Here is a 14,211-nt window from a genome sequence, read left to right on the forward strand (position 1 = left end):
TCAGCTGCTGCTTGCGGCGATGCGTTAAGCTTGCCGCATGAACCTCGATACCCGCATTAAATACCGCCACCTGCTGTGCTTCCTGGAGATTGCCCGGCAGGGCAGCCTGGCCAGGGCTGCCGACGTGCTTGCGATCAGCCAGCCGGCCATCTCCAAAACCCTCAAGGAACTTGAAGACCTGTTGGAGGCGCGCTTGTTCGCGCGCAGCCGTCAGGGTGTCGAGCTGACCCCCGCCGGGACGCGCTTCATGCGTTATGCCGGGCCCAGCGTGCAGGCCCTGCGCGATGGTGTCAGCAGTTTGCGTGGCGAAGCGCGGGCGCCGTCACAGGTGCGTATAGGCGTGCTGTCCACGGTCGAGGGCCTGCTCATGCCCGAGGTGTTGTGCCGCCTGCACCAGCGCCATGACGCGCTGGTGATCAGTGTGGTCACCGGGGTCAGTGCTCAGCTGCTCGGCCAACTGCACCTGGGCGAACTGGAGCTTGTGGTCGGGCGCATGACCGACAGCCCGCAGATCCAGGGCCTGTCGTTCGAGCACCTGTACAGCGAATCGATGAGCCTGGTGGTACGCCCCGGTCACCCGCTGCTGGCCAGCGCGCCGGTGGAGCGAGCCCAGGTGGGGCGTTACCCGTTGGTGCTGCCACCGGCGGGCACCACCATCCGCCAGCATGCCGACAGCCTGTTTGTGCAATGCGGTATCCAGATGCCGGCGCAGCGCCTGGAAACCTTGTCGCTGGCCCTGAGCCGGCGTTACCTGCTGGGCAGTGATGGACTGTGGGTGGCGCCCCGCGACGCGGTCTTGCTGGACCTGCGCCATGGCGAGTTGGTCGAGCTCGACCTGGGCGTGCGCGAGCCGGGCGGTTCGGTCGGCATCTGCCGTAACGCCGCCCTGCCGCAAAGCTTGCCGGGGCAATGGGTGTGCGAGGTACTGCGTGAGGTGGCAGGGGAGTATCGCGAGGGTCAATACCCCTGATTGCAGGCTTTTCAGAATCCAGCGAAATAAATCCCTGGTTGGACCGCGCAAAAACGGCACAACGGGTCAATACTGGCCAATGGCTGCAAACGCTCACATTAATAAGCGTTTAACAACTGAACTTCCTTACTAAAACCCGCTCCTATGCCGGTAGCCATTGGTCATGGCCGCCTGCTAAGCTCGCGGCTTTACCCTGATTGCCCTTATGGCGCATGAACAAGGAAATAGCATGAAACAGCATCGTTTGGCGGCTGCGGTTGCCCTGGTAGGCCTGGTACTGGCTGGCTGTGACCAACAGGCCAGCAGCCCCGAGCTGAAGACTCCGGCGCAGAAAGCCTCCTACGGTATCGGCCTGAACATGGGCAAGAGCCTGGCTCAGGAAGGCATGGAAGACCTTGATTCCAAAGCAGTCGCCCTCGGCATCGAAGACGCCGTCAGCAAGAAAGAGCAGCGCATCAAGGATGAAGAGCTGGTAGAAGCGTTCACCGCATTGCAGAAGCGCGCCGAAGAGCGCCTGGCCAAGGCCAGCGAAGAAGCCGCCTCCGCCGGCAAGAAATTCCTCGAAGAAAACGCCAAGAAGCCAGGCGTGGTCACCACCGCTTCGGGCCTGCAGTACGAAGTGGTCAAGAAGGCCGACGGCCCGCAGCCTAAGCCGACTGACGTGGTCACTGTCCACTACGAAGGCAAGCTGATCGATGGCAAGGTATTCGACAGCTCCGTAGAGCGTGGCAGCCCGATCGACCTGCCGGTCAGCGGCGTGATCCCAGGTTGGGTCGAAGGCCTGCAGCTGATGCACGTTGGCGAGAAATACAAGCTGTTCATTCCGGCTGAACTGGCCTACGGCGCACAAAGCCCGAGCCCGTTGATCCCTGCCAACTCGGTACTGGTGTTCGACCTGGAACTGATCGCCATCAAGGACCCGGCCCAGCTGCAAGGTGCCGAGCCTGAAGGTGAGGCCCCGGCCGAAGCGCCTACGGAAGCACCTGCCAAGTAACATTGGCTGGTAGTCGCAAACGCCCCGCACTGACGGGGCGTTTTCGTTTGTGCCGATTGGACGAACCTGCAACAGCTGATACTGTCCGAGGAGATGAAGCGTAAAGATGTAGGACGTTTCTGACGCAAATCGTTTGCGGCTTAGCCAGCCCCGGTGTGAAACGACTGTGTAAAAAACGCCCGATCTGACCGGGACCCTTGCCTGGCAGGCACCGGAGGTCAGAAATATCGCCCTGTTCACAAGGTTATCCACAATAAATGTGGATAACCTTTTCCTCTCGGAGGCTCCATGAGCGCACCCTGGAATTTCGCCCGCTTTCTGCCATTGGCCGAGCGCCTGCTCAGCCGCGGCCGCTTGCCGGCCTTGCTGTTCGCGGTGGCGCGCAAAGGCCCGCGCCTCGGCCAGCTGCGTGAAGATGTGAAGCTGTTACAGTCGCTGTGCCTGGCCTGGTGGCGCGGCGAGTACCGCGCCATCAGCCCTGGGGCGCTGGTCACCATCGTGGCTGGCCTGCTGTATTTCGTCAGCCCCATCGATGCCATCCCCGACTGGCTGCTGGGGGTGGGTTTTCTTGATGACATCGCGGTGCTGGGCTGGGTGCTGAAAACCGTGTCCGACGAGCTGGCGCGCTTCAAAGCCTGGCGCGATAGCCAGGCGCCCGAACGGCTGCGCGTGGTCGAGCGCCTGCCAGCCACCCCGCAGGCGCTGCGGCTGGAACGCAATACGCACTAAGAGCGGCCTGAGCCTTCACTGCACCTCAACTGCACAGACCCCAGAGTTGGTAATATAATTGGCATAAGGGTTATGCCTACGGATTACATGCTGTAATCCTTTTTAAAGGGGTTTGTAATGGGTATTCAGGTCATCAGCCGGGACGGTCAGCCCGAGTACGCAGTCGTTCCCTGGGAGCAATACCAGGCCTTGCTCAAGGCTGCGGGGCAGGCACCTGCCGAGGCGGTTGTCAGTGAAGCGCAGGTGGGGGCAGCCAGTGCGCCATTACCGGCCTTCAGCGAAGTCGCCCAGATTCGCCAGGCCAAGGGCATTGCCCCTGAGCAACTGGCGCGCAATGTCGGGGTGAGCCCGGCGTATCTGGCCATGATCGAATCGGGCGAGCGCCAACCGGATGCTGCCATCCGCCGCGCCTTGGCCTGGCATCTTGGGGTGGCTGGCTGGAGCGAGCCATCATGAGCCAGGTCAGGATCAGCCGTCAGCACTGGGATAACCTGCTGGGCGAGCTTGACCTGGCCCGTCGACAACGTCACCTGCTGACGTACCGAGCGTTGATCGAGCGCTTGCAACTACCCAGCCCGGCCATGCAGACGCTGACCGCCGCGCTGGAATACCTGGCCGTGTTGGATGCCCGTGCCGAGCAGCCCTTGCGCAGTTCGCTGGTGATCAGCCAGGGCGCCAGCCGTTTGCCGCGTACTGGCTTTTTTGAGTGTGTCGAGCGGCTGGGGCGGTTTACCGGGCCGGTCGATGGTATGGAGGCCGCTTCTTGGCATGCCTCCGAGGTGGTCCGGGTGTTCGAGTACAGCTACCCCGAGTCTGCCTGATCAGGCTTCTTCACGGGTGAATCGGTCTGTTAAGAGGCCGTAACAAGCAGTGCATCCCTGTGGATCAATCCGCAGGCCCTGCCGTCCGCATCCACCACCTCCAGTACATTCAGGTGCTGATGCCGTCCAAGCAGCTCCAGCAATTGCCCGATCGTGGCATTCAAGCGCACTGTCGGTTGCTCGGCCGGCGGCAGGCTCGTCAGCGCCGGTAGTTCCCGCACCCCCAGCTCCTGCGGCCGTCCCAGCAGGTAACCCTGCACCAGGTCTACCCCCATCTCCCTCAGCACCGCCAGTTCCTCCGCCAGCTCGATGCCTTCGGCAATCACCTGCGCCTTTGACGCCCGGGCGATCTGCAAGATTGAGCCGACGAACTCGCGTTTGAGCGGGTCGCGGTGGATACCGTCGATGAAATGCCGGTCGATCTTCACGTATTCGGGGCGCAGCTCCGACCACAGGCGCAAGCTCGAATAGCCCGCCCCCAGGTCGTCGATGGCGATCGAAAAGCCCATATCGCGGTAATGGTGCAGGGCATTGGACAGCAGCTGGAAGTCGTCGGTGGGGGTGTGTTCGGTCAACTCGATCACGACCCGGCTGGGGGGCAGCCCGACCTGTTCGAGCAGTTTAAGGGTCAGGCCGGAGGGGTAGTGTGGCTCCAGCAGCGATTCGGGCGAGATGTTGAGAAACAGTTTGCCTTGCAGTTGCTGCTCACTGAAGCGTCGGCAGGCACTCTCCCGGCAGGCGGCCTCCAGCTCGGTCAGGCGGCCGGCCTGGCGGGCGATGGTAAACAGGTTCAGCGGCGCGTGCAGCGGGCTGTTGGAAGGGCCACGGGTCAGCGCTTCATGGCCGAACACCCGTTGCTCGCTCAGGCACATGATCGGCTGGAACAAGCTGTGGATACTGCGTTGAGCCAGGATGGCACTCAAGGCATCGAGCTGTTCGGCAACGGTCATGACGTAATCCTGAAAATGAAAGGGCCGGGCATCTGCATGCCCGGCCCTCGTATTTCACGACAGCGCGATGACTGTTTGATGACAGGTCACATTAATTTGCCATCATTGCCGCGTTGCCTTACTTCTTGGCCACCTTGGTGCTGGCGCTGAGGTAGTCGATCAGGATGCGACCGGTTTCCGACAGGTAGGCGTCGTCTTCCGGCTTGGTGTTTTCATCTTCGGCCGGCAGCGCGTCTTCATCCTCTTTCTTCAGCTCTTTCAGCGGCTCTTCACCCTTGGCCTTGCGGCGGACGTTTTCCAGCGCCAGTTGCTTGGCCTCGATTTCATCATGGCGTGCACGGCGTTCCTGTTCGTTGAGGCTGACGGTTTTTTCATTCATCAGCTTCTGGGTCAGGGCCAGCCGGTCGCGGATGTAGGTGAACTCGGCATCCTTGTCACTGCGTGCTTCATGCTGCGCCTTGAGCTGGGCCAGGAACGGCTTGAACGGGTCGGACGCCGGCCTGATCGCCGGGCGAATGGTGTCCCACGGCATGGCTTCGGGCAGCGCGCTCTCGCCGATTTCCTTGGTGTCGATGATCGACGGGTAGTCGATGTCCGGCAGCACGCCTTGGTGCTGGGTGCTTTGCCCAGAAACCCGGTAGAACTTGGCCAGGGTCAGCTTCAGTTCGCCATGGTTGAGTGGCTGGATGGTCTGCACGGTGCCTTTGCCGAAGGTCTGGCCACCGATGATCAGTGCGCGGTGGTAGTCCTGCATGGCGCCGGCGAAGATCTCCGAAGCCGAGGCCGACAGCCGGTTCACCAGCAGCGCCAGCGGGCCTTTGTAGAAGGCACCTGGGTTTTCGTCTTCCAGCACGTCGACGCGGCCATCGCTGTTGCGCACCAGCACGGTTGGGCCTTTCTCGATGAACAGGCTGGTCAGCTCAGTGGCTTCCTGCAACGAGCCGCCGCCGTTGTTGCGCAGGTCGATGACCACGCCGTCGACTTTTTCCTTCTGCAGTTCGGTGAGCAGTTTTTTCACGTCACGCGTGGTGCTCTTGTACTCCGGGTCACCTGCACGGTAGGCCTTGAAGTCCAGGTAGAAGGCCGGGATCTCGATGATGCCCAGCTTGTAGTCACGCCCGTCCTGCTTGAGCTTGAGTACCGACTTTTTCGCTGCCTGCTCTTCAAGCTTCACCGCTTCACGGGTGATCGACACGATCTTGCTGGTCTGGTCGCTAGGTGCGTTGCTGGCCGGGATGATTTCCAGGCGCACCACCGAACCTTTCGGGCCGCGGATCAGCTTGACCACTTCGTCCAGGCGCCAGCCGACCACGTCGACCATTTCCTTGTTGCCCTGGGCCACGCCGATGATCTTGTCGGCCGGGGCCACTTGCTTGGTCTTGGCGGCCGGGCCTGCCGGCACCAGGCGCACAATCTTGACCTGGTCGTTGTCGCTTTGCAGCACCGCGCCGATGCCTTCGAGCGACAGGCTCATGTTGATGTCGAAGTTTTCGGCGTTGTCCGGCGACAGGTAGTTGGTGTGCGGGTCGTAGGACTGGGCGAAGGTGTTGATGTAGGCCTGGAAGATATCCTCGGCACGGGTCTGGTCCAGGCGCGCCAGCTGGTTCTTGTAGCGCTTGGTCAGGGTTTCCTGGATCTGCTTGGGTTCCTTGCCGGCGATTTTCTGGCGCAGCACTTCGTCTTTCACGCGCTTGCGCCACAGGTCGTCGAGCTCGGCCTGGTCCTTCATCCACGGTGCGTCCTTGCGGTCGATCAGCAAGGTTTCCTTGGTGGTGAAGTCGATCTTGTCCACGCCTTTGTTCAGCTCGGCCAGGGCGAAGTCCAGGCGTTGCTTGACGCGGTCGAGGTAGCGTTTGTAGATGGTGAAGCCTGGGTCCAGGTTACCGCTCTTGAGGAAATCGTCGAATTGCGTTTTCCACTTGTCGAACTCGGCGATGTCGGCAGCGGTGAAGTAGCTGCGCGCCGGGTCCAGCAGCTTGATGTAGCTGTCGTAGATGATGACCGAGCGGGCATCGTCCAGGGGGGGCTTGCTGTAGTGGTGGCGCTTGAGCAATTCCACCACGTTGAGGCTGGCGACGATCTCGTCGCGGTCCGGTTGCAGGCTGTCCCACTTGTTGGCGGCCGCCGCATTGCCGCCGAGCGTGAGGCTGCCCAGGCCGATCATGACAGCGAGGGCGGTGCTTGGGAGGAAATGCTTCATGCTGATTCGACGTGGAGGCAATTGATCACGCATAGTAGGCCGTCTTTTCCGTTGCCGGTTCCATGGAACCGGGCAAATACTGCAAAAAGCCTGGGGTGTGCGTTCCCCAGGCCCAGTCATGATTCAACTATGGAGGCACTGTGAAGGCATTGCAAGGCGTTGACGGACATGTGGAGTGGGTCGAGGCCGAACGCCCGGCCTGTGACGCGGGCCAAGTGCGCATTCGCGTGGCCGCAGCGGGGCTGAACCGCGCTGATCTGCTGCAGATGAAAGGTTTGTACCCGCCACCACCAGGGGCCAGCCCGTACATGGGCCTGGAGTGTGCCGGGGTGGTTGAAGAGGTAGGTGCGGGTGCCGATTGGCGGGTGGGCGACCGCGTTTGCGCGCTGCTGGCCAGCGGCGCGATGGCCGAGGAAGTGGTGGTCGATGCCCGTCACGTACTGCCGGTGCCCGAAGGCCTGAGCCTGCAGGAAGCAGCGGCGTTGCCGGAGGTGTATGCCACCGCCTGGCTGAACATCTTCCAGCTCGGTGCTGTGAAGGCTGGCGAGAAGGTGTTGGTGCACGCCGGTGCCAGTGGCGTTGGCTCGGCCGCCATCCAGCTGTGCAAGGCGTTTGGCAGCCCGGTGTGGGTCAGCGTCGGTTCGCAGGACCGCCTGGCTTATTGCCAAGCGCTGGGTGCCGCGGGTGGTGTGGTACGTAACGAGAACCTGGACGCGCTGGAAGGTTTTGGCCCGTTCGACGTGATTCTCGACCCGGTGGGCGCCAGCTACGGTGAGCTCAACCTGAAGCTGCTGGCCCGTGACGGGCGCTGGGTGATCATCGGCCTGATGGGCGGGCGCAAGTTCGAGCTGGACCTGGCGCAGGTGCTGGGCAAGCGCCTGGAGATTACCGGCTCCACGCTGCGTAACCGTGATGACGGCTTCAAGGCCGAACTGCTGAGTGAGTTGCAGCAGCAGGTGTGGCCGCTGTTTGCCGAAGGGCGCTTGTCGCCGCAGCTGGTCGATACCTACCCGGTGGAGTTTGCCCAGGCGGCGTATGCCGAGCTTGAGACCAATCAGGTGTCAGGAAAGCTGGTGATGGTGATCGACGCGAGCCTGGTGTAAGCAGGCCTGGCCCCTTCGCGGGTACCCCGCTCCCACAGGGATCGCACCCTTTCGTGGAAGCGGGTTCACCCGCGAAGAGGCCAGAACAGGCAATGAAGTACTTTCAGGTCCAGCTCAGGATCGGCCAGCCATTGGTCTGGGCATGTTCACGCAATACCGCATCGGGGTTCACCACATGCGGATGGTCCACCTTCAGTAACAACGGCAGGTCATTGCGTGAGTCGGAATAGAAACTCGCCCCCTCCAGATTTTCCTGCTCCTGATCCAACCACTCCAGCAGCCGGGTGATCTTGCCCTCGCGGTAGGTCAGCACCCCGTGGGTCTTGCCGGTATACACCCCGTTCACCGCCTCCAGCTCGATTGCCAGGTACTCGTCCACCCCCAGCCGCGCCGCAATCGGCCCCACCAGGTGCGTCCCCGAAGCAGAAATGATCAGAATGCGATCGCCACGCTTGCGGTGTTCGGCAATGCAGCGGCAGGCGTCGCCATAGATGATCGGTTCGATCACGTCTTCCACCCACGGCTCCACCAGGTGCTCGACTTCTTCCAGGGTACGCCCGGCAATCGGCTCCAGGCTGAAGGCCATGTAGTCCTCCATCTGCAGGTGGCCCTTGCCGTAGGCTTCCATCAGTTCATGGTCGCGGCGCAGGAAATCCTTGCCGTCGACCCAGCCCAGCCGGGCCATCTGCTCGCTCCACAGCGACGCGCAGTCGCCGTGGATAAGGGTTTCGTCCAGATCGAAAATTGCCAGTGCCATTGTGTTGAGTCTCCTTAGGCCACTTCCCGCAGCGCCGTGGGGTCGATCGACAAGCTTACCCGTTTTCCGTCCGCGTGCAGGTCTGCCGGCGAGCGGTTGAGCACATCGACCACCAGCTCCACTTCGCGCACCTTTACGCGGTAGCGAATCACGTTGCCCAGCAGGCTGTGGCTACGCACTTCTGCGTCTAGTTCGCCGTTCACGCCCAGGGTGATCGACTCCGGGCGGATCGCCAGGCGGCTGGCCACCGGGCGCTGCAGCAGGCGGCTGGCGCTGTCGGCGTCGAGCAGGTTGTAGTTGCCGATGAAGCCGGCGGCAAACAGGTCCACAGGCGCTGTGTACAGAGTTTCGGCATCACCACTCTGGACGATGCGGCCCTGGTTCATCAGGAAGATGCGGTCGGACAGGGTCAGCGCCTCTTCCTGGTCGTGGGTGACGAAGATGGTGGTCAGCCCCAGCTCGCGCTGGATGGCGCGAATCTGCTCGCGCAGGTGCTTGCGGATACGCGCATCCAGTGCCGACAGCGGCTCGTCGAGCAGCAGCAGGCGCGGGCGGGTGACCAGCGAGCGGGCCAGGGCCACGCGTTGGCACTGGCCGCCAGACAACTGGTGCGGGTAGCGCCCGGCGAATGTGCCCAGCTCAACCAGCTCCAGGGCCTCGCGCACTCGCAGCTGGCTTTCGTCGGCTTTGACTTTGCATGCGCAGGCCAAAGGCGACGTTCTGCTCCACGGTCATGTTGGGGAACAGTGCGTAGCTTTGGAACACCATGCCGATGCCACGTTTTTGCGGGCTTAGCGGCACGATGTCGTGGCCGTCGAGGAGGATCTGCCCGCTGTCCACCGGGGTCAGCCCGGCGATGCAGCGCAGCAGGGTGGATTTGCCGCAGCCGGACGGGCCCAGCAAGGTGACGAACTCGCCGCGTTCGATGTGGCAGTCGATGTTCTCGAATACCGGGCTGCCGGCGTAGCTCTTCTGCAGTTTCTGTACGCTGACGAAGCTCATGTCAGGTCTTGTCCTTGTTCAGGCGGTTGGCGACCCAGGTCAGTATCAGCACGAAGGCGAAGTAGGAGATCACCAGTGCGCTGTTGAAGTGGCCGCTGCTGTTGCGCATGTTGTTCAGGTACACCTGCAGGGTCTCGTAGCGGGTGCCGACCAGCAGGTTGGCGAATACGAATTCGCCGAACAGGAACGAGAACGACAGCAGCAACGCCACCATCAAGCCCTTGCGCAGGTTGGGCAGCACCACCAGCAGTGCTGCCTGCCAGGTGCTGGCGCCGAGCAACTGCGCGGCGTCCATCAGGTCGCGCAGGTTGATGGCCTGCAGGTTGTTGGTAATGGCCCGGTACATGAACGGCAGCGCGATGGTGAAGTAGCAGCCGATCAGGATCCACGGTGTGCCGACCATGGCCATCGGCCCGCTGCCGTACAGTTGCAGCAACCCCACCGACGACACCACCGGCGGTACCGCGAAGGGCAGCAGGATGAGGATGTTCATCAGTGCGTCGAGTTTGGGGAAGTGGTAGTGCACCACGAACAGCAGCGGCAATATCAGCACCACCGACAGCAACAGCGCGCCCACGCACACCAGCAGTGACTGGCCGAAGGCTGCCAGAAAGCGCGGCTCGCTCCACAATGCCGCATACCATTTCAGGGTCAGGCCACTGGGCAGCAGGCTGGCCGACCAACTGGTGGCCAGCGAGTAGAGCAGGGTGCCGGCCAATGGCAGCAGCAGGATCAGGAACAGCAGGTACACCACCACGCGATGGTACCAGCCGCCGGAAAGGGCGTCAGCGCGCATGGTAGCTCCTCTTCAGCAGCCATTGATGCACCACCGTGACCAGCGTCATCAGCCCCACCAGCACCATGGCCAGGGCGCTGGCCAGGTTCGGGTCGAGGCTGATGTCGCCGGCCACCAGGCCGGCGATACGGATCGGCAGTACGTTGAAATTACCCGTGGTCAGTGCGTACACGGTGGCGTAGGCACCGAGGGCGTTGGCCAGCAGGATGACGAACGTGCCCAGCAGTGCCGGGGTCAGCACCGGCAGGCCGATGTGCCGCCAGTACTGCCAGTGGTTGGCGCCCAGCAGTGCGGCCGACTCGCGCCAGTCTTCACGCAGCGCGTCGAAGGCGGGGTACAGCAGCAATACGCCCAGCGGGATCTGGAAGTAGGTGTACACCAGGATCAGCCCGCTCTTGGAATAGATGCTGAAGTCTTCCAGCAGGCCGACCTGCTTCAGCAGCAGGGTCAGTGCGCCGTTGAAACCCAGCAGGATGATGAAGGCGAAGGCCAGCGGCACCCCGGCAAAGTTGCTGGTCATGTTGGCGAAGGCACTGACGAAGTCGCGCAGCTTCGAGTCCACCCGGCGCAGTGAATAGGCGCCGAGGGTGGCGATGACGATGCCGAACAGGCTCGACCAGAAGCTGATTTCCAGGCTGCGTTGCAATGCCTGCAGGTAAAACTTCGAGGCGAATACCTTGCTGAAGTTGTCGATGCCCCAGCCGGCGTCCGATTGCAGGCTGTTGGTCGCCACCCAGGCCAGCGGGGCGACCTGGAAGATGACGAAGAACACGGCGAACGGCAGCAGGCAGAGCAGGGCCAGGTAGCGGCCACGGGCGCCGCCATTCACTTCAGCAACTCCCGGCAAACCGTTTTGTCGTGCGCGGCGCCCAGCAGCTCGCAGATGGTGCCGCACAGCTCGGTCTGCAGCGGTTTGGCGGCCGGGTCCAGGCTGAAGGCGTCGCCAAACACGAACAGCGGCACTTCGCGCTCCTCGGCCAGCAGGCCGTTGTGCGAGCGGTCGTTGTTCATGCCATGGTCGGCGGTAACCAATACCTGATAGCCCTCTTCGAGCCAACCCGGCAGGTAGTCGGCCAGCAAAATATCCACGCTGCGCGCAGCGTTGCGGTACTGGCTGCTGTCCAGGCCGTGACGGTGGCCGATGTCGTCAACGCTCATCGGGTGCACCAGCAGGAAGTTGGGGGCGTGACGGCGGCGCAGGTACTCGCCGTCGGCCAGCAGGTGCGAGTTGGGGTAACGGTCGTCCCAGTAGAACAGCCCGTGCTGGATCGGCAGCTTGGGCGCATGGGTGTGGCGGTCGCGCTGCGGGTCGAAGGGCGAGCGGTTGTACAGTTCGCTCATCCAGTGATAGGCCGCGGCTGCGGTGCCCAGGTTGGCCTCGCGGGCGTAGTGGAACACGCTGCGCTGGTTGGACAGGCGGTTGATGTTGTTGTGCACGATGCCGCTGTCGATCGGCGGCACGCCGGTGAGGATGCATTCGTACAGCGGCCGCGACAGCGACGGCAGCTCGCATTCCACCCGGTATAGCGCGGCGCGGTCGGCCTCGACGTAAGCGTGCAGGTGGCCCATGGCGTGGTGAGCGACCTGGTAGTTGAGGCCGTCCAGCAGGACCAGGATGACGTTGTGGCTCATTCAATACTCCGCAAAGGAACCGGGAGGGCTTCGCCCTCCATTCGCGATACAAGGCCGCTCCCACAGGGACAGCGAAAACCTCTGGGGCGACGCGGGCCCTGTAGGAGCGGCCTTGCGTCGCGATGGGCTGCGCAGCAGCCCCAGGATGGTCCTGCCTTACTCCATTTCGATGATCACTTGCTCCTGCCACATCTGCGGCAGTTTCTTCGAGGTGGCTTCCCAGGCTTCGGCGTTCTTGATCGGCTGGGCAGCACCGTACTGCTCGTTAGGCAGCAACTTGGCTTGCACATCCGCTGGCAGCTTCAGGTGCTCGGCACGGATCGGCCGCGCATGCCCCTTGGCCAGGTTGATCTGCCCGGCGTCGCTGAAGATGTACTCGCGGGTCAGCTTGGCCGCATTGGGGTGCTTGGCGTACTTGTTGATGACCGTGGTATAGCCGGAAATCACCGAACCGTCCGACGGGATCAGCACCTCAAAACGTTTGGGGTCGATCTGTTCACGGTAGCTCAGGCCGTTGAAGTCCCACACCACGCCAACTTCCACTTCGCCCTTTTCCAACGTCTGGATAGTCGGGTTGGCCAGCGACAGGCGCTTCTGCTGGGCCAGCTTGGTGAACAGCTGCAGGCCCGGCGCCACGTTGCTCTCGTCGCCTTTGTAGGCAATGGCCGCGGCCAGCACGCCGTTGGCGGCCTGGGCGGCGGTGCCGACGTCGCCGATGGCGACCTTGTACTTGCCTTTTTCCAGGTCATGCCAGGACGTCGGGCGTTCGCCTTCCTTGACCAGGTCTTTGTTGATGATGAAGGCGATGGTGCCGGTATAGGCCAGTGCCCAGTGGCCGTCCTTGTCCTTGGCCCACTCCGGCACCTGGTCCCAGGTGCTTGGCTTGTAGGGCTGGCTGACGCCCTTGGTCACTGCGATCGGGCCGAAGGCGGCACCCACGTCGCCGATGTCGGCGCTGGCGTTGTCCTTCTCGGCTTCGAACTTGGCGATCTCCTGCGCCGAACTCATGTCGGTGTCGCTGTGCTTGAGGCCGTACTTGCTGGCCAGGTCTTCCCAGGTGCCTTTCCAGTTGGCCCAGGCATCGGGCATGCCCACGCTGTTGACCGTGCCTTCCTTGCGGGCGGCATCTTCCAGGGCCTTGAGGTCCGCGGCCATGGCCGAGGTGCAGAACGCGATGGCAGAGCCGAGCAGTGACGCCATGAACAACTTTTTCATCCGTAGCTCCTTGGGTGGGTGCCTTTTACCGATCGTTGTTATGAGTGAAACCGTTGCCTGGAACCTTTGGTCTAGGTCAGCAAACCTTGAGCCAAGGTAGGCCGCTTGCGTGACAGTTTGATGTAGGGAAGGGCCCGCGCAGGTGGCCGAGGGCTCCTGGCAATACAGCGTAGACCATGGCGCAGCCCCGGTTTTGCTGGGCTGGCCCGATTCTGGCAGTGCTCTGGGCGCAACCTTGTCACAGGATGTTCATCAGCCCTGCCTAGGCTTGCACTATTCTCCAAATGCCCTGTTCTGGGGCTGGAATAGTCCAGATAGGTAACCCTTGATGCAGCCGATGCCACCGCGAGCGGTAACAGCCATCTGCCATGCCCTGCAGGAGCAGATCGAGCACGGCCTGTTGGCGCCGGGCGGCAAGCTGCCGGCCGAGCGCCGGCTCAGCGAGGTGTTCGACACCACGCGTATCACCCTGCGCGAGGCGCTAGCCCAGCTGGAGGCCCAGGGCTTGATCTACCGCGAAGAGCGCCGCGGCTGGTTTGTCGCGCCCGAGCGGTTGACCTACGACCTGATCGAGCGCAGTCACTTCCATGCCATGGTGCGCGAGCAGGGTCGGGTGGCCAGTACCGAACTGCTGTCGGCGCGGCTGCAGCCGGCTTCGGCGGCCATCTGCGCGCGCTTGCAGTTGCCGGCGTTGTCCAGCGTGGTGCTTATCTGCCGCTTGCGGCGGATTGACGGGCGGGCGGTGCTGTATGCCGAGCACTACCTCAACCCCCGGTATTTCCCGGAGATTCTCGAACAGGATCTGGCGCAGTCGCTGACGGAGATTTATGGGCGAGTGTATGGCATCGAGTATGGGCAGGTGTGCTTTGAAATTTTGCCGACGGCGTTGCCGGTGGAGGCGGCGGGGGCGTTGAAGGTGTCGGTGGGTAGCCCGGGGTTGCACATCACTCGGGTCAACAGCGACCAGCATGGGCACCTGATCGACTGTGACCTGGAGTACTGGCGGCATGATGCCATCCGCATCCGCGCCCTGGCTGGCTAG

The 14,211-nt window shown here is 62.7% G+C and carries 14 protein-coding genes and 1 pseudogene; 7 read left to right on the top strand and 8 right to left on the bottom strand.

What is annotated here, in order from left to right:
- Window positions 1–37: 37 nt before the first annotated feature.
- The 5 genes from pcaQ (at window position 38) to AB5975_16575 (ending at window position 3,514) form a co-directional block, all read left to right on the top strand.
- Window positions 38–970 (top strand): pca operon transcription factor PcaQ, encoded by a 933-nt coding sequence (gene pcaQ, locus AB5975_16555; protein XDR18287.1) that lies wholly within the window; start codon window positions 38–40, stop codon window positions 968–970.
- A gap of 229 nt (window positions 971–1,199) precedes the next feature.
- The gene (locus AB5975_16560) at window positions 1,200–1,964 is read left to right on the top strand and encodes an FKBP-type peptidyl-prolyl cis-trans isomerase (protein XDR18288.1); all 765 of its coding nucleotides are present in this window, start codon (window positions 1,200–1,202) and stop codon (window positions 1,962–1,964) included.
- 288 nt (window positions 1,965–2,252) lie between these two features.
- On the top strand, window positions 2,253–2,693 hold the full coding sequence (locus tag AB5975_16565; protein XDR18289.1) for a YkvA family protein: 441 nt from the start codon (window positions 2,253–2,255) through the stop codon (window positions 2,691–2,693).
- A 117-nt stretch (window positions 2,694–2,810) separates the two neighbouring features.
- Window positions 2,811–3,149 carry a multiprotein-bridging factor 1 family protein gene (locus tag AB5975_16570; GenBank protein XDR18290.1) on the top strand — a complete coding sequence of 113 codons (339 nt, stop codon included), beginning with the start codon at window positions 2,811–2,813 and terminating at the stop codon, window positions 3,147–3,149.
- Entirely contained in the window at window positions 3,146–3,514 is a 369-nt protein-coding gene (locus AB5975_16575; protein ID XDR18291.1) for a hypothetical protein, read from the top strand. The genes AB5975_16570 and AB5975_16575 overlap by 4 nt, the downstream gene beginning before the upstream one ends.
- Before the next feature lie 29 nt (window positions 3,515–3,543).
- Here the strand turns inward: AB5975_16575 and AB5975_16580 are convergent, their stop codons facing one another.
- On the bottom strand, window positions 3,544–4,464 hold the full coding sequence (locus AB5975_16580) for an EAL domain-containing protein (protein XDR18292.1): 921 nt from the start codon (window positions 4,462–4,464) through the stop codon (window positions 3,544–3,546).
- Between the two features lie 118 nt (window positions 4,465–4,582).
- Window positions 4,583–6,664: a carboxy terminal-processing peptidase gene (locus tag AB5975_16585; GenBank protein XDR18293.1), complete on the bottom strand. Its 2,082-nt coding sequence runs from the start codon at window positions 6,662–6,664 to the stop codon at window positions 4,583–4,585.
- Window positions 6,665–6,804: 140 nt separating this feature from the next.
- Here AB5975_16585 and AB5975_16590 point away from each other — a divergent pair, with 140 nt between their 5' ends.
- Window positions 6,805–7,767: an NAD(P)H-quinone oxidoreductase gene (locus AB5975_16590; GenBank protein ID XDR18294.1), complete on the top strand. Its 963-nt coding sequence runs from the start codon at window positions 6,805–6,807 to the stop codon at window positions 7,765–7,767.
- Window positions 7,768–7,870: 103 nt separating this feature from the next.
- On the opposite strand, the gene AB5975_16595 is transcribed toward AB5975_16590, so the two are convergent.
- The 6 genes and pseudogenes from AB5975_16595 to AB5975_16620 all read right to left on the bottom strand — a co-directional run bounded on the left by AB5975_16595 (window position 7,871) and on the right by AB5975_16620 (window position 13,169).
- Window positions 7,871–8,524, bottom strand: coding sequence for an HAD family hydrolase (locus AB5975_16595; GenBank protein ID XDR18295.1), 654 nt, complete (start codon window positions 8,522–8,524; stop codon window positions 7,871–7,873).
- Between the two features lie 14 nt (window positions 8,525–8,538).
- Window positions 8,539–9,526 (bottom strand): annotated as a pseudogene (locus AB5975_16600) (ABC transporter ATP-binding protein).
- Between the two features lies 1 nt (window position 9,527).
- Window positions 9,528–10,322 (bottom strand): ABC transporter permease, encoded by a 795-nt coding sequence (locus tag AB5975_16605; GenBank protein ID XDR18296.1) that lies wholly within the window; start codon window positions 10,320–10,322, stop codon window positions 9,528–9,530.
- Window positions 10,312–11,151 (bottom strand): ABC transporter permease, encoded by an 840-nt coding sequence (locus AB5975_16610; protein ID XDR18297.1) that lies wholly within the window; start codon window positions 11,149–11,151, stop codon window positions 10,312–10,314. Before AB5975_16610 ends, AB5975_16605 begins: the two co-directional genes overlap by 11 nt.
- Window positions 11,148–11,954, bottom strand: a complete 807-nt coding sequence (locus AB5975_16615) for an alkaline phosphatase family protein (protein XDR18298.1) — start codon at window positions 11,952–11,954, stop codon at window positions 11,148–11,150. Before AB5975_16615 ends, AB5975_16610 begins: the two co-directional genes overlap by 4 nt.
- A gap of 156 nt (window positions 11,955–12,110) precedes the next feature.
- Window positions 12,111–13,169 (bottom strand): ABC transporter substrate-binding protein, encoded by a 1,059-nt coding sequence (locus AB5975_16620; GenBank protein XDR18299.1) that lies wholly within the window; start codon window positions 13,167–13,169, stop codon window positions 12,111–12,113.
- A gap of 328 nt (window positions 13,170–13,497) precedes the next feature.
- On the opposite strand from AB5975_16620, the gene AB5975_16625 reads away from it, so the two are divergent.
- Complete coding sequence (locus AB5975_16625; protein ID XDR18300.1) at window positions 13,498–14,211, top strand: UTRA domain-containing protein; 714 nt, start codon at window positions 13,498–13,500, stop codon at window positions 14,209–14,211.

The sequence above is a fragment of the Pseudomonas putida genome (genome assembly GCA_041071465.1).
GTDB lineage: Bacteria > Pseudomonadota > Gammaproteobacteria > Pseudomonadales > Pseudomonadaceae > Aquipseudomonas > Aquipseudomonas putida_P.